Source organism: Nonomuraea sp. NPDC003214, from assembly GCF_053590035.1.
The window spans coordinates 772,756-793,275 of the sequence record NZ_JBSFSX010000002.1 but is presented as its reverse complement, the minus strand read 5'-3'; the positions used below and the strand labels follow the sequence as shown (position 1 = coordinate 793,275).

Genomic DNA, 20,520 nt, shown 5'->3' with positions numbered 1-20,520 from the left:
CGCTCATCCGGCCCGCGCCAGGCTCGTCCCGGCCCGCACCGCCGCCAGCGCCTCCACCGTGCGGGCGCCGCTGTGCGTGCCCGGCCTGCGCTCGTCCTCCAGGTCGGCCGCCACCCAGCGGGCCCCGAGCAGCCCGGCGCGGGGCGGGAGCGTCCGGCCGTGGCACAGCACGTGGGTGACGGTGCCGCGCTCGTTGCCCGGGTCGCCCAGGTACGTCAGCGTGCGGCCGACCAGGTCGGCGGCGGTCAGGCCCTGGCTGTCGTGGTCGTCGCGCAGGTTCACGACGAACACCTTGGCCGCCGCCCGGCTGCCCGCGATCGCCTCGGCGATCCCCGGCGTCAGGTAGCTCGGCAGCAGCGACGAGTGCGGCGTGCCCGGCCCGTACACGATGAGGTCGGTGTCGCGCAGCGCGGCCAGCGCGCGCGGGTTCGGCGTGATCGTGGCGGCCCGCCGGGCCAGCTCAGGGCCGGTGAGCGGGCCGGTGAGCGGGCCGGTGAGCGGGCCGCTGATCGGCTCCCTCAGGAGGAACAGCCCGGTGATCGGCTCGGCGCTCTGCGGGCCGACGATGTCGGCCTCGTCGGCCAGCAGCGTCCCGTCGGCCTTGACCGCCGCCAGGTAGGCGTTCTCGCCGCCGGTCACGTTCTCCAGGGCGACAGGCGAGCCGAACATCTCGGCGCAGGCGCGCACGGCCGCGTTGAAGTCGCGGTCCAGCCGCAGGTACGCCCCGGCGAGCACGAGGTTGCCGAGCGCGCAGTCGGCCAGGTCGAGCCCGTCCGGGCGGGCGGCCAGCCGGGCGGCGAACACCTTCAGGTCGCGCACGATCGGCTCCAGGCCGGGCCCGGCCGCCGCCAGCTCGTCGATCAGGCGGCCCAGGTCGGCCGGGGTGGCGCCGCCGGGCAGCCGGCGCTCCAGCAGGGCCAGGCGCGGGTCTCCGGCGTCGAGGTGGAGCAGCAGGTTCTTGCGGAAGTCCGACGGGCCGAGCATGCCCGGCAGGTAGCGGCGCAGCGCCCCGGTGGACAACCCGTTGTCGTAGCCGTTGATCAGCAGGGTGAGCGCGGCGCCGGGCGTGGCGAGCAGCCGGCGGGCGATGCTGGCCGCGCCCCGGCCGCCGCCGAACATCGTGACCCGCCACGGGGCCTGCTGCTGCGGGCCGGCCATCAGCGCTCCTCGGCGGGCAGCGGCGCGCGCAGCACCCCGCGGCGTAACAGCCGGTGCCGGAAGCCGAGGTAGGCGACGAACAGGGCGCGGTCGAACGCGCCGCGCGCGAACCGCCAGCCGCGCCGGCCGCCGCCGCGTGCGCGGTGCCGGATGGGGATCTCCACCCAGGTGTGGCCGAGCTCGGTGACGCGGGCGGTGATCTCGGTGGAGCAGTTCATGCCGCCGGATTCGAGCGGCACCGAGCGCAGCAGCGGGCCGCGTACCAGCTTGAAGATGGAGTTGAAGTCGCGGAAGCGGGTGCCGTGCAGGGCGTTGCTGACGGCGCCGCTGGCGGCCGACCCCCACCGGTAGGGAAGGCTGTCGGCCTTCCTGAGCCGGGCCCCGGAGAACGCCACGCCGTCGCCCGCCAGCGCGCGGGGCAGGAAGCGGTCCAGCTCGGCGATCGGGAACTGGCCGTCGGAGTCGAGCAGCACCACCCAGTCCAGGCGGGTCGCGGCGATCGCCGCCGCGATCGCGGCCCCCGCGCCCCGGTTGCGGCCGAACGTGACGACGACCAGCTCCGGCACGTCCTTGCGCAGGTCGCGCAGGATGGCGCCGGTCCCGTCGGAGCTGCCGTCGTCGCACACGACGATCTCCCACGCGCCCACCGCCGGATGGCCGCGCAGGTAGTCGCGCCACTCCCGGACGGAGGCCGCGATGTTGGCCGCCTCGTTGTAGGCGGGCGCCGCGACCGAGACGTCGATGGTGCGGGGCAAGGGTCACCTCCGTGAAGTCGTACGCCTGCCTCAGGGCCGGGGCGCGAGCAGGCGGCCGATCCAGCGGTCCAGGGGCAGCAGGTTGATCACCACGACGATCGGGACGTGCGCGAGCGTGAAGACGATCGCCGCGCCGAACGAGATGGGACCGCCGGTGAACAGGTTGATGTGCGGGGCGTCGATCAGCTCGGGGATCTCGACGGGGTTGACCACCTGCCACATGACGTCCAGGAACCCCGAGAACACGATGACGACGCCGCTGGCCATGATCTTCAGCGTGCGGCCGGGGCTGCCGCCGGCCAGCCGGTAGGCGGAGGCGACGGTGAGCACGATTCCCGGATAGAGCAGCAGATAGAGATGGGTGTAGAAGCTGTCGCCCTGGAGCCGTGCGCCGTCGCCGTAATAGAACCAGCTGACGCGCGGAATGAGATAGCCGGTGAAGAACAGGAACGGCACGCAGAGCAGCCAGTGCAGGCGCGGCGACACGTACGGGAAGAACGCGATCGCGACGCACAGGCAGACGAAGGCGGCGAGCCGGGCGACGAGGTCCCAGGTGTTGCCGATCTCGCGGGCGTGCGGGGTGGCGAGCCAGACGAACACGAAGCCGCCGGCGCCCACGGCCAGGGCGATCCACCACACGTGAGCTGCCCACCGGCGTGACGGGGGCCCGTCGTAGGCCGTCATTCGGATCGCGCGCCTCTCGTCAGACCTCCTCATGGGAGCGCTCCCACGAGCTTGCCAGTGCCCAGTATGGCACCGGCAAGCGGAATTCGGGGCGCAGATATCGGATATTAAGCATTCCGAAAATAGTCAGGCGTTGTCTGGAATTTCAGTAAACAGAGGAAATAGGAGGTAGTGGGGATATGGAACGGTCCGAGCGAGTCGTCACCCGGTCAGGTCGCGGCGTTGCCGCATGCGGCCCTCCGCGTCGAGCTCGACGATCGTCCCGGCGCCGATCCGCTCCAGGAACGCGACATCGTGGCTGACGACGAGCAGCGCGCCCCGATAGGCGTCGAGCGCCTCGGCGAGCTGCTCGACGCTGGCGAGGTCGAGGTTGTTCGTCGGCTCGTCCAGGATCAGGAGCTGGGCGGGCGGCTCCGCCAGCAGGAGCCGCGCGAGCGCGACGCGGAACCGCTCGCCGCCCGACAGCGTGCGCACCGGGCGGTCGGCGCTGTCGCCCCGCAGCAGCAGCCGGGCGAGCTGGTTGCGGATCGTGCCCTGCGCCGCCCCGGGGGCGACCGCGCCCACGTTCGCCATCGCGCTCGCCTCGTCGTCGAGCCCGTCGAGCCGCTGCGGCAGGTAGCCGACGAGCTCGGTCAGCAGCCGCCCGTACGGCCTGCCGGGCACGGGCTCCGAGCCCCGGAGAAGCTGCTCGACCAGCGTCGACTTGCCGCTGCCGTTGGCCCCGACGAGCGCCACCCGCTCCGGCCCCTGGATCACCACGGTCAGGTCCCCGTCGTGCAGCTCGGCGATCCGCCGCCCGCGCGGCACGCCGGGATCGGGCAGCACCAGGCTGATGTGCTCCTCGTCGCGCACCCGCGCGTCGGCGGCGTCGGCCGCCGCCTGCGCGGCCTGCACCTTGTCGTCGAGCGTCGAGCGCAACGACCCGGCCGACGCCTGCGCCCGGCTGGCGCGGTTGCCCGCCAGGATGCGCGGGATGCCGCCGTCCTTCTGGGTCTTCTTCGCGGTGCGCTCCCTGCGCGCCAGCTTCGTCTCGGCCTCGATCCGCTGCCGCTTCTCGACCTTGAGCGCCTGCTGAGCCGACCGCGCCGCCTGGACGGCCGCCGCCTGCTCCTGCTCCCGGTGCTCCTTCCAGGCGCTGTACGGGCCGCCGAAGGTGTCGAGGGAGCCGGCGTGCAGCTCGGCGGTGTGGTCCATGCGCTCCAGCAGTTCGAGGTCGTGGCTGACCACGACGAGCGTGCCCGGCCACTGGTCGACGAAGCCGGCCAGCTTGGCGCGGGTCGGCCGGTCGAGGTTGTTGGTGGGCTCGTCGAGCAGCGTGATCGGGGTGCGGCGGACGCGCAGCCCGGTGATGGCGATGAGCATCGCCTCCCCGCCGGAGACCTCGGCCACGCGGCGGCCGAGGTCCGCGGCGGTGAACCCGATCTGGTGCAGGGCCTCGTCGGCGCGGGACTCGATGTCCCAGTCGTCGCCGATCGTGTCGAAGTGGCGCTCGTCGACGTCGCCGGACTCGACGGCCCTGATCGCGGCGATGACCTCGTCGATGCCGAGCAGCTCGGCGATCGTCGTGTCGTGCCGGAGCGTGAGCGTCTGCGGCAGGTAGCCGACCTCGCCGGCGGTCTCGACGTGTCCCGAGGTCGGCTTCAGCAGGCCGGCGATCAGCCGCAGCAGCGTCGACTTCCCGGCGCCGTTGCGGCCGATCAGGCCGGTGCGCCCGGCGCCGAACGTGCCGGTGACGCCCGAGAGCGCGACGGCGCCGTCCGGCCACTCGAAGGACAGGTCGCGGAAGGTGATGACAGACTTGGACATGGGTGAAGTGCTCTTCCCGTCAGCTACGGAGGGGATTCGCGCGTTCGCGGGCACGAATCGGGGACCGGAACCGGTGCGAGCGTGCCGGAGAGCCCGGACGCAACGGGTCGACACCCCACAGGGCGGACACACGCTCCCGCGTCGGGAGAAACGGTCATGCACCGGCGCGGGCACCCGCCCTGCGCCGATGGAAGCCACCGGCAGCTCGGTGGCTAGATTCTGTCGACCTCGATCTCCATGACGGCCATGCTAACCCATGCGGTCGCCCTGCCCGCCGGGGACCGTACGCGCCGAGCCCCGTCACCCCACCGAGGAGGTCCCCATGCATGACGACCGCGCGCTGGTCGAAGCCCGGCTCCAGCGGGTGCTCGACGAGCGCATCCGCCCCGCGGTGTACCCGGAGTCCGTGCCTTTGGACGTGGCCGTGTGGCACGCGCCCGGCGAGCCCGTGAGCGTGGCCGAGGGGCTGGCCGCCGTCCCCGCCGCGATCGCCGCCGGCGACGCCTGGGGCGCGCCGTGGGGCACGAGCTGGTTCACCGTCACCGGCACCGTCCCCGCGGCCTGGCGCGGCCGCATCGTGGAGGCCGTCCTCGACCTGGGCTTCGACGAGAACATGCCCGGCTTCCAGTGCGAGGGGCTCGTCCACCTGCCCGACGGCAGCCCGGTCAAGGGGCTCAACCCGCGCAACCAGTGGGTGCGCGTCGCCGCGCCCGCGCGGGGCGGCGAGAGCGTGCGGCTGCACGTCGAGGCCGCCTCCAACCCGGTCATCCTCGGCCATCCCCTGTTCCGGCCCACCGCGCTCGGCGACCGGGACACCGCCGGGACCGCGCCGCTGTACCGGCTGGGCCGCATGGACCTGGCGGTCTTCGACCGGACCGTGTGGGACCTCGTCCTCGACCTGGAGGTGCTGGGCGAGCTGATGGCGGAGCTGCCGGTGGACGGCGCCCGCCGCTGGGACGTGCTGCGCGCCGTGGGCCGTGCCCTGGACCGGATCGACCTCCAGGACGTCAACGCCACGGCCGCCGCCGCCCGCGCCGAGCTGGCCGGGGTGCTCGCCGTGCCGGCCGCGCCGTCCGCGCACCGGATCAGCGCCGTCGGGCACGCCCACATCGACTCGGCCTGGCTGTGGCCGCTGCGCGAGACCGTCCGCAAGGTGGCCCGCACCGCCGCGAACATGACCGCGCTGCTGGCCGACGAGCCCGGCTTCGTCTTCGCCATGTCGCAGGCCCAGCAGTGGGCCTGGATCAAGGAGCACCGGCCGCAGGTGTGGGCCCAGGTCGTCAAGGCCGTGGCCGAGGGGCGGTTCGTCCCGGCGGGCGGCATGTGGGTGGAGTCCGACACGAACATGCCCGGCTCGGAGGCGATGGCCCGGCAGTTCGTCCACGGCAAGCGCTTCTTCATCGACGAGTTCGGCATCGACAACGAGGAGGCCTGGCTGCCCGACACGTTCGGCTTCGCCGCCGGGCTCCCCCAGATCATCAAGGCCGCCGGGGCCAGGCGCCTGCTCACGCAGAAGATCTCGTGGAGCCGGGTCAACAGGTTCCCGCACCACACGTTCCTGTGGGAGGGCATCGACGGTACGCGGATCTTCACGCACTTCCCGCCGGTCGACACCTACAACTGCTCGATGAAGGGCGGCGAGCTGGCCCACGCCGCGCGCAACTTCCGCGAGAAGGGCGCGGCCCGTCACTCCCTGGCGCCCACCGGCTGGGGCGACGGCGGGGGCGGCACCACGCGCGAGATGGTCGGCAAGGCGGCCCGCCTGCGCGACCTGGAGGGCTCCCCCACCGTCACCTGGGAGACCCCGGCCGCGTTCTTCGCCAGGGCCGAGGCCGACTACCCGAACCCGCCCGTGTGGGTGGGCGAGCTCTACCTGGAGCTGCACCGCGCCACGCTGACCAGCCAGGCCGGGACCAAGCAGGGCAACCGGCTGTGCGAGGCGCTGCTGCGCGAGGCCGAGCTGTGGGCGGCCACCGCCGCCGTCCGCACCGGGGCGCCGTACCCGTACGAGCAGCTCGACCGCGTGTGGAAGACGGTGCTGCTGCACCAGTTCCACGACATCCTGCCCGGCTCGTCCATCGCCTGGGTGCACCGCGAGGCGCGCGACACGTACGCGAGGCTGGCGCGCGAGCTGGAGGGGATCGTGCTGGCGGCGCAGCGGACGCTGGCGGGCGACGCCCCGGCGGGCGGGCGGCTGGTGTTCAACGCGGCCCCGCACGCCCGGCGCGGCGTGCCGGCGGGCGGCGCGGCCCCGGCCGAGCCCGCGCCGGCCGTGACCGTGCGCCCGCGCGACGGCGGCGGGTACGTGCTCGACGACGGGCTGGTCCGGGCCGAGATCGACGGGCGCGGCCTGATCGTCTCCGCCTACGACCACCGCGCCCGCCGCGAGAGCCTGCCGCCCGGCGACGCCGCCGCCCTGCTCCAGCTCCACCAGGACCTGCCCAACAGGTGGGACGCGTGGGACGTGGACGAGTTCTACCGCAACACCGTCACCGACCTGACCTCCGTGGACGATCTCACGGCCGACGGCCGGGCGGTCCGCGTCACCCGCTCCTTCGGCTCCTCCTCCGTCACCCAGACATACTCGCTGGCCGCGGGCCGGATCGAGGTGCGGACGGAGGTGGACTGGCACGAGACGGAGAAGTTCCTCAAGATGGCCTTCCCGCTCGACGTGCGCGCCGACCGCTACGCCGCCGAGACCCAGTTCGGCCACGTCCAGCGCCCCACGCACACGAACACGAGCTGGGAGGCGGCCAGGTTCGAGGCGTGCAACCACCGGTTCGTCCACGTGGAGGAGCCCGGCTGGGGAGCTGCGGTGGTGACCGCGTCCACGTACGGGCACGACGTGACCCGGGCGGTGCGCGACGACGGCGGCACGACCACGACGGTGCGGGTGTCGCTGCTGCGCGCGCCGCGCTTCCCCGACCCCGAGACCGACCAGGGGGCGCACGCCTTCGTCCACGCGCTGGTGCCGGGCGCGGCGATCGGCGACGCGGTGCGCGAGGGCTACTTCCTCACGCTGCCCGAGCGCGAGCTGCCCGGCGACGTCCCGGTGGCGCCGCTCGTCACGGTCGGCGACGACGCCGTGGTGGTCACCGCGGTGAAGCTGGCCGACGACGGCAGCGGCGACGTGGTCGTCCGCTTCCACGAGTCGCGCGGCGGCCGGGCGGCGACGACGCTCAGGGCCGGGTTCCCGGTCGGCACGGTGACGGCGACGGACCTGCTGGAGCGGCCGCTGCGCGAGCTGCCGCACGAGGACGGGACTGTCGCGCTGACGCTGCGCCCGTTCGAGCTGGTCACGCTGCGCCTGACCCGCCGCTGATCAGCGGTCGGCGGCGGAGATCGTCCTGATGGCGTAGTCGATGGCCGTGGCGAGACGCCGGGGGTCGTGCCCGGCGCGTTCGCGCAGGCGCAGCCCGAGCACGGTGGTGAACAGCAGCTCCACGGCGGCCTCGACGTCCAGCGCGGCGGGCAGGTCGCCGTCGTGGACGCCGCGCCGCAGCAGGGACGCCAGGGTCTCGCGGGTGACGTCGAAGGCGGCCTCGGTCTTCTGCCGCACGCCGGGGTCGGCGGTGCCGAGCTCGGCGGCCGTGTTGACGACGAAGCAGCCCCGGCCGGCGTCGTGGCCGACCATCCAGTGGAGCCAGTCGCGCAGGACCTCGACGCTCGCGCCGGGCGCGTTGAGCCGCTCCTCGGCCTGCGTGGACTCGGTGGCCCGGTAGTGGTCGAGCGTGCGCAGGAACAGCGCGCGCTTGTCGGTGAAGGTGCGGTAGAGGCTGCTCTGCTTGAGGTCGAGCTCGGCGCCGAGGTCGCGGACCGACGTGGCGTTGTAGCCGCGACGCCAGAACAGGTCCGTCGCCTTGGCGATCACCTCTTGCTCGTCGAACTCCCTGGGTCGCGCCATGGCCGTCATCCTACCCCGTGTTGTGGAGCGATCGCTCCCGTATTAGGGTCTGCGGTCATATGGGAGCGATCGCTCCCAAATGAGGAGAGGAAGACCCGACATGACCGTGACGCGCACGGCGAGGAGCTGGACCGCGGTGTCCGCGGTGTCCCTCGGCACGTTCCTGCTGGTGACGGCCGAACAACTGCCGATCGGGCTGCTCGCCCCCGTCGGATCGGCGCTGGCGGTGTCCGAGGGCGCGGCGGGCCTGATGGTCACGGTGCCGAGCGTCGTCGCCGCCGTCGCGGCCCCGGTGGTGCCGCTGCTCGTCGGCCGGATGGACCGCAGGCTCCTGCTGGTCGCCCTGATGGGGCTCATGACGGCGGCCAACCTGGCCTCCGCGCTGGCCCCCGGCTATCCGCTCCTGATCGCCTCCCGGGTGCTGGTCGGCGTGGCGATCGGCGGGTTCTGGGCCGTCGCCGGCGGCCTGGCCGTACGGCTCGTGCCCGCGCCGCTCGTGCCCCGGGCCACGGCCGTCATCTTCGGCGGCGTCGCGGCCGCCAACGTCTTCGGCGTCCCCATCGGCACCGTGATCGGCGGGCTGGCGAACTGGCGGATCGCCTTCGGCGCGCTGAGCGCGCTCGCGCTGGTCGTGCTCGTCGCCCTGCTGGCCGTGCTGCCGCCGCTCGCCGCCGCGCGTCCCGTCGGGCTCCGGCGGCTGACCGGCCAGTTCCGCGACCCGGGCGTACGCGCCGGCATCCTGGCCACCTTCCTGATCGTGACCGGGCACTTCGCCGCCTACACGTTCGTCACCCCGGTGCTGCGGGACCTGTCGGGCATCGAGGCGCGGTTCGTCGGGCCGCTGCTGTTCGCCTTCGGCGTGGCCGGCGTCGCGGGCAACTTCGTCGCCGGGGCCGCCGTGGCCGGGCGACCGCGCCGGACGATCCTCGTCATCGCCGCCGCCCTGGGGACGACCGTGCTGCTCTACCCGGTGGCCGGGGGCGGCGCTGTGGGCGGGGTGGCGCTGCTCCTCGCCTGGGGCCTGTCCTACGGCGGCGTCTCCACCAGCCTCCAGACGTGGATGATCAAGGCGGCGCCCGAGGCGGTGGAGGAAGCCACCGCCCTGTGGGTGGCGGTGTTCAACCTCGCGATCGGGCTCGGCGCGCTGGCGGGCGGCACGATCGTCGACGCGCTGCCGCTCCAGGGCGTCCTCTGGCTCGCCGCCGCCCTCGTCCTGGGCGCGGGGGCGACGATGTGGCGCGCCCGGCCGGGCGAGGCACGGGCCTGAGGCGCTCCCAGGGGGCGCGGCCGGGTCAGGAGTCGCCACCGGGCGCGGGCACGGCGTGCTCGGCGGCGCGGCTGACCTGCTCCCAGGCGCTCCAGGTGTCCATCCGCCGCCGCGAGATGTCGAAGGCCAGGTCGTACACCATGCTGCCGAGCAGCAGCCGCAGCGGCGGGTCGTCGCTGTCGACGAGCTTGAGCAGCGCCTCGGCGGCCAGCCTCGGCTCGCTGTCGATCGAGCCCTCGGCCCACTGCTTCTCCAGCTCGGCGCGGAGCGGGCCGTACTCCGGCTTCGGCGCGGTCGCTGTCATGCTGGTGTAGAGGTCGGTCCAGTAGCCGCCTGGCTGGACGATGCTGACCTTGACCCCGAAGGCCGCCGCCTCCATCGCCAGCGCCTCGCTCATGCCCTCCAGCGCGAACTTGCTCGCGCTGTAGAGGCCGGTGCTGGGGAAGCCGCCCAGGGCGGCGATGCTGGAGACCTGCACGATGTGGCCGGACCCCTGGGCGCGCAGGTGCGGCATGACCGCCTGGCAGACCCACATCGCCCCGAAGAGGTTGACGTCGAGCTGGGCCCGCGCCTCGGCCTCGGTGAACTCCTCGACCATGCCCGAGGACATGATCCCGGCGTTGTTGACCACGATGTCGAGCCCGCCGAAGTGCGCGGCGGCGGTGTCCACGGCGGCGAACACGGCGTCGCGGTCGGTCACGTCCAGCGGCAGGGCGAGCACCCGGTCGCCGAAGCGGTCGTCGAAGTCCTGCCGGGTGATGGTGCGGGCGGCGGCGGCCACCCGGTCGCCGCGCTCCAGGGCGGCGAGGGCGAATGCGCGGCCGAGGCCGCGGCTGGCTCCGGTGATGAACCAGGTGCGCATGTACGGGACTCCGATCGGTCAGTGACGAGACGGTTCGTCTCGCTTCGATGTGATGACTGTACGGGCCGCCGGAGCCGTCGTCAAGACGGACCGTCTCGTCTTGTTGCAGTTCCCGCCTTCCAGGGATTTGACGGCCATGCGGGAGCGGCTGATGATCGACACATGCTTTCGCGCGCGGCGGTCGCCATGTCGGGGTTACTCGTGCTGGCGTGCCTGGGCGGGTGCGGAGAGCAGCCCGGCTCCGGGCGCGTCGCCCTCCTGCCCGCCGCCGCGCAGGACGAGGCCACACAGGGCGGGGCCGCACAGGAGGGGGCCGGGCTCCCCAGCGCGCCGCCCACTCCCCCGACCGGACCCACGGGCCCCTCGAGCACGCCGCACTTCGCGGCACCCCCTTCCGAAGCGCCTCCGGTACGACCCTCCGGCTCGACCCCGGTACGACCCTCCGGCTCGACCCCGGTACGGCCCTCGGGGTCGCCGCCGATGTCGTCCCCGATGACGCCGCCGGGCAAGCCGGCCCTCGTGTCGTCGCTGACCGAGGCGGCGGCGACCGGTGAGGCGCTGCCGGTGACGGGGCCGCCGCGCTTCTTCGTCGCCGCCAACCTGCCGGCCGCCCGCTTCCCGGAGGGGTCCAAGGAGGCGGTCATCACGCCGGTGCCCCCGTCCGTCCACGACGCCGGCACCGGCAGGTTCATCGCGGCGGTGCCGCTCCCGCCGGGGGTCGAGTCGTCGTGGAAGCTGGGGGCCGCGGCGCCCGACAACCGGACGTTCCTGTTCTCCGGCACCAGCCCGGCGGGCACCCGCTTCTTCCGGGTCCGGCTCGGCGACGACGGCCGGCCCGGCGCGCCCGAGCTGGTGCCGGACACCGGGGCGCGCGTGCCCGGGGTCGTGCCGGTGCTGGCGCTGAGCCACGATGGGAGCCGGTTCGCGTTCGCCGACCTGGTGCCCGGCGGGAGCGTCGTGTCGGTCGTGGAGGTCACCACGGGCAGGCGGCGCGACTGGCACGCCGGCGACGCCTTGGTGACCGGCCTGTCGTGGGCGCCGGACGGGCGCAGCCTCGCCGTCGTGTCGTCGCCCCAGGGGCTCGGCGTCCTGGACCTGACCAGCCCGGCAACAGATCTGTTCGCCGCCACCCGGATTCTCAGACCGGCGTCGGGCGTGCCGCCCATGACGTCGGTGGCGTACACCCCCGACGGCGACGCGCTGGTCTACGCCGTCGGCTACGCGGTCGAGCGCATCCCCGCCGACGGCGGGATCCCGGCGCTGCTCGCCAAGCCGGAGCCGCCCAAGGGCGCCTCGCTCGCCATGCGGTTCGACGTCGACGGCACCGGCCGCCACCTGCTCTTCACGCACGCCTGGCGGATGCACCGGCTGGACCTGCGCGACGGCACGACCAGCTCGGTCCGCATCGACCGCGGCGACCTCCCGCGCGGCGGCGTGTCGCCGGACGCCGCCTGGTAGCACCCACGCAGGCAGACGTCACCTTCCGCACCACCCCTTGAAAACGTTTGACGAATTTGGTTTTATGGATGCAACGCAACCCAAGGGAGCAGTCATGAAGCTGACTCAGGCCGCCGCCGCGACGTTCGGTCTCGACGAGGAGTCCTGGAAGAGGCACGCGAACGCCTGGAGCGTGTGGACCCGCATGGCCGGGGTCCTGCCGATCCTGGCCCCGATCTACTTCCGCGAGCAGCTCGGCTGGTGGGCCCTGGCCCCGATCGCCGCCGGGGTGATCTGGATGTGGATCAACCCGCACGCCTTCAGGCCGATCCACGAGCCGCGCCGCTGGGCGGAGAAGGGCATCTACGGCGAGAAGATGTACGCCGCCGACCACTCGCTGGCCGCCGAGGCGCACCGCCCGGCGATCCGCTGGCTGATCGCGCTGGCCGCCGTGGGGCTGGGGATCATGGTGTACGGCCTCGTCAGGATCGAGGCGTGGCCGTCGGTGTTCGGCCTGGCGCTGATCTTCGTCTCGCAGCTGTGGCAGATCGACCGGTTCGTCGCCATCTACGAGGAGGGCCTGCGCCGCGCCTCCGTGAAACCATATGTCCCGAACGTTCAGACGAAGGAAGGTTGACGATGCCGCCCGCGTTCTCCGCCGAGGAAAAGGCCCGCATCACCGCCGTGCTGCTGGAGACCGGGCAGCGCCTGTTCACCAGCCAGGGCCTGCGCAAGACCTCGCTGGAGGAGCTGATGGCCCCCACCGGCGTGGCCAAGAGCAGCTTCTACGTGTTCTTCGACTCCAAGGAAGCGCTCTACCTGGAGCTGATGCTGCGCCAGACCGGCGAGGTGAAGCGCCGCGTCATCGACGACGGCCTGCTCGGCGCCCGCGACACCCGCGAGGGCCTGCGCCGCTTCCTCCGCGCGACCCTGGCCGAGCTGTCGGCCAACCCGCTGTGGCGCCGCCTGATGACCCACCCCGAGGAGATGCAGGCGGTCGCCCGCAAGCTGGACCCCGCCCGCGTCTCCGCCATCGCCGACAACCCGGCGACCGCGCTGGGCGCGTACGTCACGGCCAGGCAGGCGGACGGCGAGCTCGTCGCCGCCGACCCGGCCGTGGTCATCGGGGTGCTCCAGTGCGTGCTGCTGGTGCCGATGTTCGCCGACCGGCTCGGCGACCCCGATCTCCAGGCCAGGGTCCTCGACCTGCTCATCGACCTGGTCACCGCGGGCCTCACCCCGCGTCCCGCCGATTGACGGCGTCCCGGCGGCGACGGCATGACCTCCGCCCCTGCCCCGGCAAGGGAGACCCCATGCGGCTCGACGTCCCCGTGCTGGCCGGTGACCTCGTACGGCTGGAGCCGCTCGGCACGCGGCACGTGGCCGGCCTGGCGGAGGCCGCCGAGGACTGGCCCGGCGTCAAGGCGGTCCTGCGCGCCCGACTCACCGCCGCCCGCCCCGGCCGTGAGCTGACCTGCCCTCATCCCGCCGGACGCGCGGCCTCCGGGGAGGGGACGGCGAGGCAGAGGGCGAAGTCGCCGGGCAGGTCGGTCCACCAGCGGACCGGGTCGAACCCGGCCAGGCGCAGCTCCTCGCGCACCTCGCCGCGCCGGAACTTGTCCGAGATCTCGGTGTCGATCTCCTCCCCGGCGGCGAAGCGCACCTCCAGGTCGAGGTCGCGGATGAGGACCTGCTGGTCGGTGCTGGCGCGCAGCCGCCTGCGGACGCACTCGGCGTCCGGGTCCCACAGGGAGACGTGCTCGTACAGGTCGGGGACGAAGTCGGCGTCCAGCTCCCGGTTGATGACGTGCAGCAGGTTGCGGTTGAACTCGGCGCTGAGGCCGAGGGCGTCGTCGTAGGCGGCGTCCAGCCGGTCGGGGTCCATCACCAGGTCCAGGCCGAGCAGCAGGGCGTCGCCGGGGCGCATGGCGGTGCGCAGGCGGGAGTAGAAGGACAGCCGTTCGACGGGCGACATGTTGCCGGCGGTCGAGCCGAGGAAGGCGACGAGCCGCCGGCCCTCGTCGGGCAGGACGCCCAGGTCGCCCTCGAAGTCGGCGACGATGGCCCGGACCGAGAGGCCGGGGTAGTCGGCGCCGATCCGGCGGGCGGCGTCGGCGAGGAAGTCGCCGCTGACGTCGACCGGGACGTAGCTGCGCAGGTGCCCGGCGTCGCCGAGCGCGTCGAGGAGCAGCCGGGTCTTCTCCCCTGATCCGGCGCCGAGCTCGATCAGGGTGTCGGCGCCGGTGAGCGCGGCCAGCTCGGCGGCCCTGGCGGTCAGGATGGAGCGCTCGGCGCGGGTGAGGTGGTACTCGCCCAGCCGGGTGATCTGCTCGAACAGCTCGCTGCCGCGCTCGTCGTACCCCCATTTGGGCGGCACGCTCCTGACGGGCCCGGTGAGCCCGTCGCGGACGTCGCGGCGCAGCGACTCGACGAGGTCGCGGGCGGTCAGGTGGCGTTCGATCACAGGTTGAGGCATGAGGTCTCCTGAAGTGGTCGGACGGCGACTCCGGCGCTGCCGGCGGTGACGAGCGATCCGTCGGGGATCTCCGTCCAGCCGGGGCCGTCGTCGTACGGTTCGGACGCGATGAGCACGGCCTGGCCGGTCCGGCGCAGGTAGAGGCCGTCGCCGCAGGCGGTGGCCGCCAGCCGGACGCCGTCCGTGGCGAGCAGGTTGTAGCGGCCGGGCGCGAGGCCGCGGGCGTAGGCGGTGACGGCGGCGAGTGCGTCGTCGAGCGGCCGCCCCTGCCGCCACAGCCGGACGGCCAGGCCGAACAGGGGCGCGGAGTCGACCGGCGCGCGGGCGTCGGGCGCCTGGCGTCCGGCCTCGCGCCACAGCCGTTCCTCCACGGCGGCGTAGCCGGTGATGGCGCCGGTGTGGCTGAACAGCCAGCCGTCGCTGGTGAACGGCTGGGCGCAGGACTCGTCGACGGGGAAGCCGGGAGTGGCGTCGCGGACGGCGGCCACGACGCAGGTGGAGGACACGACCTGGGCCACGTCGGTGAAGGAGGCGTCGGCCCACATCGGCATGGCGCGGCGGTAGCGGACCGGGTTGTCGCGGCCGGGGTGGTACCAGCCCACGCCGAACCCGTCGGCGTTCACCCGGCCGTGGCGTTGCCTGCGCGGCGCGTACGACTGGGTGAGCAGGGAGTGCGGCGGCGCGTACAGCAGGTCGTGCAGCCCGATCGGCGGCCCGAGGTAGGCGAGGTGGCGGCACATTCAGCCGGCGTCCCTCGCGCAGCGGAACCCGCAGAAGATCTGCCTGCGGATCGGGTAGTCCCAGTTGCGGAACGTGCCGCGCGCCACCGTGGGGTGGGTGGCCCAGGAGCCGCCGCGCAGCACCTTGTAGTCGGCGCCGAAGAACACCTGGGAGTACTCCTTGTACGGGAACACGCGGAAGCCGGGGTAGCCGGTGAAGTCGGTGGACGTCCACTCCCACACGTCGCCGATCATCTGGCGGCAGCCGTGGGCGGACGCGCCCGCGGGGTAGGAGCCGGCCGGGGCCGGGCCGAGCCGCCGCTGCCCCAGGTTGGCGTGGTGGGCGCCGGGTTCGCCGTCGCCCCAGGGGAAGCGGCGGGAGGCGCCGGTGGCGGGGTCGTGGCGGGCGGCCTTCTCCCATTCGGCCTCGGTGGGCAGCCGTTTGCCCGCCCAGCGAGCGTAGGCGTCGGCCTCGTACCAGCAGACGTGCTGGACCGGCTCGTCGGGCGGCAGCGGCTCGATCCGGCCGAAGCGGCGGCGCACCCACTGGCCGCCGGTCCGCTGCCAGAACGCCGGGGCGCGTTTGCCGGTCCTGGCGAGCCAGCTCCGGCCCTTCTCGTGCCACCAGCGGGGCTGCTCGTAGCCTCCCGCGTCGATGAAGGCCAGATATTCGGCGTTGGTCACGGGGTGGGCGTCGATCCAGTACGGGGGCAGGTCCACCTGGTGGGCGGGCCGTTCGTTGTCGTAGGCCCAGGGGTCGTCGGTGGTGCCCATCTCGAACGGGCCGCCGGGCACGAGCACCTCCGGCGCCTCGGGGGCGAGGAAGGGGGCGGCCTGGCCGGGGACCTCCAGCACGGGGGCGCCCTGGCGGAGCTGGTGGGTGGCGAGCATGGTCTCGTCGTGCTGGTGCTCGTGCTGGATGACCATCCCGTACGCGAATCCGCCGGTCAGCAGCGGGCTGTCGGGGGTCAGACGGACGCGTTCGAGCGAGCCGAGCACGCGCGAGCGCACCTCGTCGAGGTAGGTCCTGGCCTCGGCCGGGGGCAGCAGCGGCAGCGTCACCCGGTCGGCGCGCGGGTGCTCGAACGCGTCGTACAGGTGGTCGAGGTCGGGCCGCAGCGGGTCGTCGGCGGCGGCGGCGCGCACCAGCCACTGCTCCTCGTAGTTGCCGATGTGGGCGAGGTCCCACACCAGCGGCGACATCAGCGGGGAGTGCTGGGCCACCAGCTCCGGCGACTCCAGGACGTCCACGGTCAGCCCCAGGCTGCGCCGCCGGGCCGACGTCAGTTCGACGGCGACGCGTTCCTTGATCCGGTCTTCCTCGGTCACGTGCGCACCTCGCTGATGAGATCGTCGGCCGGGCACCGGCCGGGTTCGACGTACCGTTCGATGTAGCGGTCGACCAGCGACGCCAGCGCGGGCTGGACGTGCCGCAGCGCGTCGCGGGCGGCGGTGAAGGAGCCGAGCGCCGCGGCGGCGAGCGCCCGGTCGGCCAGCCCCTGGCGGGCCGCCTGGGTCCACCGGCCGGGCGGGAGCGGCTCCACGGCCTCGGCGCACCGGTCGGCGGCCACGGGGTCGTCGGCCAGCGTGGCGGCGACGGCGACGGGCACCGGCCACCACGGCTCCGGGAGCGCGTCGATCATCCGCAGCTCCAGCCAGCCGCGCGGCCGGATCGGCGGGAACAGCGTGCTCAGGTGGAAGGTCAGGTCGTCCAGGGTGGGGCTGCCGTCGAGCCCGTCGCGCAGCCAGTCGCGGAAGCGCAGCCCGGGGTTCACCTTCCAGGGGCCGTCGTTCCTGCGGACGGCCATGACGCGGCCGTCGAGCGCGTAGCGGGCCCACGCGGTCCACGGGTCGCCGCCGCCGGAGGCGACCGGGGTGACCCGCGAGGGGTCGAGCGCCTGCCAGATGGCCTGCCGGGTGGAGCGCCAGCCCGTCAGCCGTCCTCGCCACAGCGGGGAGTTGGCGAACGCGGCCAGCAGCACGGGGCCCAGCCGGTGCAGCAGCCGCCAGCGCGCCCGCGCCTGCTCCTCGTCGTGGCCGATGTCCAGGCACACCTGGAGGGAGGCGGTGGAGCACATCATGGCGCGCCCGGCCGGTCCGAAGCTGTCGAAGTACGACTCCATGGCGACGTAGCGCTGGTCGGTGAGCTGCCGCCGGGCGGCGGGACGCGGGTCCAGGGCGCAGCCGTCGCGGGTCAGCCCCGCGTCGGCCAGGTGACGGTCGAGGTGGCGCAGGTCGGCGGCGAGCGCGTGGTGCGCGGCGGCGGGGCCGGGCCTGGCGGGGGTGCTCAGTTCGAGCTGGCCCCCGGGTTCGTAGGTGACGAGGCTGCCTTCGGGCAGCGGGTGGGCCGCCTCGACGGCGGCCGCCAGGCGGCGCAGCGGGACGCGGGTCCCGGCCGCGCCGAGGTCGTGGATCAGCCATTCGGCCTCGACTCCGACCAGTCCGGGCGGGCCGGTCTTGAAGCAGATGCCGCGGACGTGTTCGTGGACGGCGTTCTCGTCGAGCATCGGCACTCCCTTCCATCACTGCAGGTGGCACGGGTCGCTCTGGGATGCTCCCTTCCCGCTGCCGGGGTTCCTTTCACCCAGCAGTCAGGAAATGTCAGGAATATCGCGATGTGTCGGATGTGGGGCGGCTCGACGGGGCCTGTCCCAGCACGACGCACCAGGACTCCTCGCATCGGGTGACCGTCAGCCGCTCCCGGTACGCCCCGCGGGCGCCGCGCCCCGCCAGGCGGGCGTTGACGACGTCGGGGCTGATGTCGTCGGCAAGGTCGGCCGACGTGAGACGGATCTCCTGGCCGCCGTGCGCGGCGAGCCGCCGGGCGATGTCGCCGCGCGCGTCGTTGCCCGGCGGCGCCAGCCGCGCCAGCGCCGCGGAGTCGGCGGCGTTGAGCCCGGCGATGTACGCGTCGACCGCGGCCCTCGGCGAGGACGCGCCGTGCCCGGCGCCCGCCGCGCATCCGGCGGCCAGAATCGCCAGCACGACAATGGCGCCACGACGGGATGCCATTCGGGACCCACCTCCTGATTCCGGCATTGCTCGGCGATATTCTTCCATGTTCAGGAGATTCTTCTCCGGGGCGAGCATAATTCTGGAAATGGGTCCCGGGAGCGGCGATCAGGTGCGGTGCGCGTAGTACCAGGCGTCGGGGTTGGCGGCCAGGAAGCTGCTCAGCGGTTTGTTGTGCGTGTTGTTGGAGTGATAGGTCAGATAGAGCTCGCCGTCGCTCGACCGGTCGGTCACGAACAGCGAGTGGCTGATGTTGTCGTCACGGTCGAAGTCGACCTGGAGGACGTCCGTGGTCAGCATGTCCCAGACGTTGCCCAGGTACGTGGTCCTGGCCGACTCGTGCTGGGCGAACCAGTACCAGTTCTCGGCGGCCGGCCAGGTGTAGCTGGTGGTCCAGGTGTAGTCGCCGTAGAACCAGTTGGCGTTGTCGGAGCGGCTGTCGGGCCAGGAGCCGACCTCGGTCCAGCCTCCGGCGGTGACGATCTGGGAGATGAAGTTGGTGCAGTCGCCGCCGACCCCGCCGTAGGTGCGGTAGTCAGGGTTGTAGTTGTCCCAGTAGGTGTTGGCGTAGTTCAGCATGGCCGTGTAGTCCCAGGCCAGGGCCGCCTCGGTGGACCGGGCGAGCTTGTCCGGGGCCACGGCGGCGCCCTTGCGGGGCCGGTCGACGGACGACGGCTCACGGCCGGCGGGCGCGGCGGTCTTCGGGGAGGTCTTCGGCGCGCGTGCCGCCTGCGGCTGGGTGTCGGGGGCGAGCTCGCCCGCCGCCAGCTCGGGCCGGGCGTCGCGCATCACCCACTGGGCGCCCTGCCGCTCGAACACGAACCGGTGGTTCAGCGCGTACTCCTCGAACGCGGGGGCGCCGGCGAGGGGGCGGGCGAAGTACAGCTTGGTGCGCTCGGCCACCCGCAGCTCGACGGTCTCGCCCTCCCGCGTGGTGGCGACCTCGGCGACCTGGACGTCCGCCTGCTTGTGCCCGCCGTTGGCCTCGCGCAGGAGCCGCCTGCGCTCGTCGATCGCGGCGGCCTCCCGCGTCAGCCGGTCGGCGAGCGCGCCGGTCGAGGGCACCGACGTGAGGGTGCGGGCGGGGGCGTCGCTGACCAGCCGCGTCGCGCGGTCCTGCAGATATTGGCGGGCGATCTCCGCGAACTGCGGCTCCTCGGCGGAGGAGGCGCCGGCGGGCGCCGCCGCCATGGTGAGCGCCGTCGCCGAGGCGGCGACGAAAGCCTTGACGCTGCGTAATAATGTGATGCGCATGTGTGCCTTTCTGTCGACGTGCGGCATTCCCCCGATCGGGAGAGCGCCTGGTTCGATTTCGGGGAACACGAGGAAGATCACATCTCGCACCGACAATGGAACACTCCGCATAATGGCGAGTCAAGCGTTCAGTCAGGTTAATCGCTTCACCGAATTCCGATATGCAGAGTTTCTTCGGGGGCCTAATTCCCGCCCCCGGCGGCCCGGGGCGGGGCCCCGGCGCGCATTGAGCTTTTCAGCGGATGAGCCGCCCCGGGACGCCGGTGTACGGTGCGATGACCATGAGCGAACATGTCTTCGGGGTCTCGCTGACCCCCACCTATGACGTCTCTCTCACCCACCAGGTGACCGACGCCGCCGAGCGGAGCGGGCTCGACCTCGTCGGCGTCCAGGACCATCCGTACGTGGGGCAGTTCCTGGACGCGGTCGCGCTCGCCGGGCACCTGCTGACCCGCACGACGCGCCTGCGCGTGTTCCCCGACGTGGCCAACCTGCCGCTGCGCCCGCCCGCCATGCTGGCCCGGACGTCGGCGACGCTGAACGTGCTGTCCGGCGGCCGGTTCGAGCTGGGCCTCGGCAGCGGCGGCTACTGGGACGCCATCACCACGATGGGCGTGCCCAGGCGCTCGCCCGGCGAGGCGCTGGCGGCGCTCGAGGAAGCGGTCACGATCATGCGCGGGCTGTGGACGCCCGGGCAGCGCGTCGCCTTCGCCGGTGACCACTACCGGGTGGACGGGGTCGAAGGCGGCGCGGCGGGCACGCCGCCGGTCGGCGTGTGGATCGGCGCGCAGGCGCCGCGCAGCCTCGCGCTCACCGGCCGCGTCGGTGACGGCTGGGCGGCGCCGATCCCCTCCTACCTGCCGTACGAGCGGTGGCCCGAGTGCAACCGGATCGTCGACAGGGCCGCCGGGGAGGCCGGCCGCGACCCCGCGTCGATCATGCGCATGGCCCAGCTCGTCGGCACCGTCGAGGCGGGCGGGGGCGGCGGCCCGAAGCTGACGACCGGCGCCGACCCGTTGCGCGCCGGGGCGAAGGGCTGGGCCGCCGAGCTGGTCAGGCTCGCCACGGAGCAGCCGTTCACCGCCTTCGTGTTCTGGCCGGAGCGGCAGAGCGTGGAGCAGGTCCGGCGCTTCGCCGAGGAGGTCGTCCCGCTCGTGAAGGCCGCCCTCGCCTGACCCCGTTGTCC

18 protein-coding genes are annotated in these 20,520 nt (G+C 73.5%); 6 read left to right on the top strand and 12 right to left on the bottom strand.

Annotated features, from left to right (window positions below):
* Window positions 1-3: 3 nt before the first annotated feature.
* The 4 genes from ACWDXC_RS08720 to ACWDXC_RS08705 all read right to left on the bottom strand — a co-directional run bounded on the left by ACWDXC_RS08720 (window position 4) and on the right by ACWDXC_RS08705 (window position 4,403).
* The gene (locus tag ACWDXC_RS08720) at window positions 4-1,158 is read right to left on the bottom strand and encodes a 2-phospho-L-lactate transferase CofD family protein (RefSeq protein WP_449979643.1); all 1,155 of its coding nucleotides are present in this window, start codon (window positions 1,156-1,158) and stop codon (window positions 4-6) included.
* Complete coding sequence (locus tag ACWDXC_RS08715) at window positions 1,158-1,913, bottom strand: glycosyltransferase family 2 protein (RefSeq protein WP_449979641.1); 756 nt, start codon at window positions 1,911-1,913, stop codon at window positions 1,158-1,160. The genes ACWDXC_RS08720 and ACWDXC_RS08715 overlap by 1 nt, the downstream gene beginning before the upstream one ends.
* Before the next feature lie 30 nt (window positions 1,914-1,943).
* Entirely contained in the window at window positions 1,944-2,552 is a 609-nt protein-coding gene (locus ACWDXC_RS08710) for a hypothetical protein (protein ID WP_308126123.1), read from the bottom strand.
* 246 nt (window positions 2,553-2,798) lie between these two features.
* On the bottom strand, window positions 2,799-4,403 hold the full coding sequence (locus ACWDXC_RS08705; protein WP_449979638.1) for an ABC-F family ATP-binding cassette domain-containing protein: 1,605 nt from the start codon (window positions 4,401-4,403) through the stop codon (window positions 2,799-2,801).
* Window positions 4,404-4,725: 322 nt separating this feature from the next.
* On the opposite strand from ACWDXC_RS08705, the gene ACWDXC_RS08700 reads away from it, so the two are divergent.
* Window positions 4,726-7,725 (top strand): alpha-mannosidase, encoded by a 3,000-nt coding sequence (locus ACWDXC_RS08700; protein WP_449979635.1) that lies wholly within the window; start codon window positions 4,726-4,728, stop codon window positions 7,723-7,725.
* Here the strand turns inward: ACWDXC_RS08700 and ACWDXC_RS08695 are convergent, their stop codons facing one another.
* Window positions 7,726-8,307, bottom strand: a complete 582-nt coding sequence (locus tag ACWDXC_RS08695; RefSeq protein WP_449979632.1) for a TetR/AcrR family transcriptional regulator — start codon at window positions 8,305-8,307, stop codon at window positions 7,726-7,728.
* A 100-nt stretch (window positions 8,308-8,407) separates the two neighbouring features.
* Here ACWDXC_RS08695 and ACWDXC_RS08690 point away from each other — a divergent pair, with 100 nt between their 5' ends.
* Window positions 8,408-9,574 carry an MFS transporter gene (locus ACWDXC_RS08690; protein WP_449979630.1) on the top strand — a complete coding sequence of 389 codons (1,167 nt, stop codon included), beginning with the start codon at window positions 8,408-8,410 and terminating at the stop codon, window positions 9,572-9,574.
* A 25-nt stretch (window positions 9,575-9,599) separates the two neighbouring features.
* Here the strand turns inward: ACWDXC_RS08690 and ACWDXC_RS08685 are convergent, their stop codons facing one another.
* Window positions 9,600-10,436, bottom strand: coding sequence for an SDR family oxidoreductase (locus ACWDXC_RS08685; protein ID WP_449979627.1), 837 nt, complete (start codon window positions 10,434-10,436; stop codon window positions 9,600-9,602).
* A gap of 480 nt (window positions 10,437-10,916) precedes the next feature.
* Here ACWDXC_RS08685 and ACWDXC_RS08680 point away from each other — a divergent pair, with 480 nt between their 5' ends.
* From ACWDXC_RS08680 to ACWDXC_RS08670, 3 genes are all read left to right on the top strand, one after another.
* Complete coding sequence (locus tag ACWDXC_RS08680) at window positions 10,917-11,894, top strand: hypothetical protein (RefSeq protein WP_449979624.1); 978 nt, start codon at window positions 10,917-10,919, stop codon at window positions 11,892-11,894.
* Between the two features lie 94 nt (window positions 11,895-11,988).
* Window positions 11,989-12,510, top strand: coding sequence for a DUF6653 family protein (locus ACWDXC_RS08675; RefSeq protein WP_449979621.1), 522 nt, complete (start codon window positions 11,989-11,991; stop codon window positions 12,508-12,510).
* Between the two features lie 2 nt (window positions 12,511-12,512).
* Window positions 12,513-13,130, top strand: a complete 618-nt coding sequence (locus ACWDXC_RS08670; RefSeq protein WP_449979619.1) for a TetR/AcrR family transcriptional regulator — start codon at window positions 12,513-12,515, stop codon at window positions 13,128-13,130.
* A gap of 223 nt (window positions 13,131-13,353) precedes the next feature.
* On the opposite strand, the gene egtD is transcribed toward ACWDXC_RS08670, so the two are convergent.
* The 6 genes from egtD to ACWDXC_RS08640 form a co-directional block, all read right to left on the bottom strand.
* The gene (egtD, locus tag ACWDXC_RS08665; protein ID WP_375074556.1) at window positions 13,354-14,349 is read right to left on the bottom strand and encodes an L-histidine N(alpha)-methyltransferase; all 996 of its coding nucleotides are present in this window, start codon (window positions 14,347-14,349) and stop codon (window positions 13,354-13,356) included.
* Entirely contained in the window at window positions 14,334-15,089 is a 756-nt protein-coding gene (egtC, locus tag ACWDXC_RS08660; protein ID WP_449979615.1) for an ergothioneine biosynthesis protein EgtC, read from the bottom strand. Before egtC ends, egtD begins: the two co-directional genes overlap by 16 nt.
* Window positions 15,090-16,397 carry an ergothioneine biosynthesis protein EgtB gene (gene egtB / locus ACWDXC_RS08655; protein ID WP_449979613.1) on the bottom strand — a complete coding sequence of 436 codons (1,308 nt, stop codon included), beginning with the start codon at window positions 16,395-16,397 and terminating at the stop codon, window positions 15,090-15,092.
* The gene (gene egtA, locus ACWDXC_RS08650) at window positions 16,394-17,575 is read right to left on the bottom strand and encodes an ergothioneine biosynthesis glutamate--cysteine ligase EgtA (RefSeq protein WP_449979611.1); all 1,182 of its coding nucleotides are present in this window, start codon (window positions 17,573-17,575) and stop codon (window positions 16,394-16,396) included. The genes egtB and egtA overlap by 4 nt, the downstream gene beginning before the upstream one ends.
* 94 nt (window positions 17,576-17,669) lie before the next feature.
* Window positions 17,670-18,080: a hypothetical protein gene (locus ACWDXC_RS08645; RefSeq protein ID WP_449979608.1), complete on the bottom strand. Its 411-nt coding sequence runs from the start codon at window positions 18,078-18,080 to the stop codon at window positions 17,670-17,672.
* 108 nt (window positions 18,081-18,188) lie between these two features.
* Complete coding sequence (locus ACWDXC_RS08640) at window positions 18,189-19,334, bottom strand: amidase domain-containing protein (protein WP_449979605.1); 1,146 nt, start codon at window positions 19,332-19,334, stop codon at window positions 18,189-18,191.
* Between the two features lie 281 nt (window positions 19,335-19,615).
* Here ACWDXC_RS08640 and ACWDXC_RS08635 point away from each other — a divergent pair, with 281 nt between their 5' ends.
* Window positions 19,616-20,509: an LLM class flavin-dependent oxidoreductase gene (locus tag ACWDXC_RS08635; protein ID WP_449979603.1), complete on the top strand. Its 894-nt coding sequence runs from the start codon at window positions 19,616-19,618 to the stop codon at window positions 20,507-20,509.
* The last annotated feature ends 11 nt before the right edge of the window (window positions 20,510-20,520 follow it).

Bases quoted from the DNA above. Each gene is read 5' to 3' on its own strand.
- ACWDXC_RS08720 (WP_449979643.1), bottom strand. From the start codon at position 1,158: ATGGCCGGCCCGCAGCAGCAGGCCCCGTGGCGGGTCACGATGTTCGGC.
- ACWDXC_RS08705 (WP_449979638.1), bottom strand. From the start codon at position 4,403: ATGTCCAAGTCTGTCATCACCTTCCGCGACCTGTCCTTCGAGTGGCCG.
- ACWDXC_RS08700 (WP_449979635.1), top strand. From the start codon at position 4,726: ATGCATGACGACCGCGCGCTGGTCGAAGCCCGGCTCCAGCGGGTGCTC.
- ACWDXC_RS08695 (WP_449979632.1), bottom strand. From the start codon at position 8,307: ATGGCGCGACCCAGGGAGTTCGACGAGCAAGAGGTGATCGCCAAGGCG.
- ACWDXC_RS08690 (WP_449979630.1), top strand. From the start codon at position 8,408: ATGACCGTGACGCGCACGGCGAGGAGCTGGACCGCGGTGTCCGCGGTG.
- ACWDXC_RS08685 (WP_449979627.1), bottom strand. From the start codon at position 10,436: ATGCGCACCTGGTTCATCACCGGAGCCAGCCGCGGCCTCGGCCGCGCA.
- ACWDXC_RS08680 (WP_449979624.1), top strand. From the start codon at position 10,917: ATGTCGTCCCCGATGACGCCGCCGGGCAAGCCGGCCCTCGTGTCGTCG.
- ACWDXC_RS08675 (WP_449979621.1), top strand. From the start codon at position 11,989: ATGAAGCTGACTCAGGCCGCCGCCGCGACGTTCGGTCTCGACGAGGAG.
- ACWDXC_RS08670 (WP_449979619.1), top strand. From the start codon at position 12,513: ATGCCGCCCGCGTTCTCCGCCGAGGAAAAGGCCCGCATCACCGCCGTG.
- egtD (WP_375074556.1), bottom strand. From the start codon at position 14,349: ATGCCTCAACCTGTGATCGAACGCCACCTGACCGCCCGCGACCTCGTC.
- egtC (WP_449979615.1), bottom strand. From the start codon at position 15,089: ATGTGCCGCCACCTCGCCTACCTCGGGCCGCCGATCGGGCTGCACGAC.
- egtA (WP_449979611.1), bottom strand. From the start codon at position 17,575: ATGCTCGACGAGAACGCCGTCCACGAACACGTCCGCGGCATCTGCTTC.
- ACWDXC_RS08645 (WP_449979608.1), bottom strand. From the start codon at position 18,080: ATGGCATCCCGTCGTGGCGCCATTGTCGTGCTGGCGATTCTGGCCGCC.
- ACWDXC_RS08640 (WP_449979605.1), bottom strand. From the start codon at position 19,334: ATGCGCATCACATTATTACGCAGCGTCAAGGCTTTCGTCGCCGCCTCG.
- ACWDXC_RS08635 (WP_449979603.1), top strand. From the start codon at position 19,616: ATGAGCGAACATGTCTTCGGGGTCTCGCTGACCCCCACCTATGACGTC.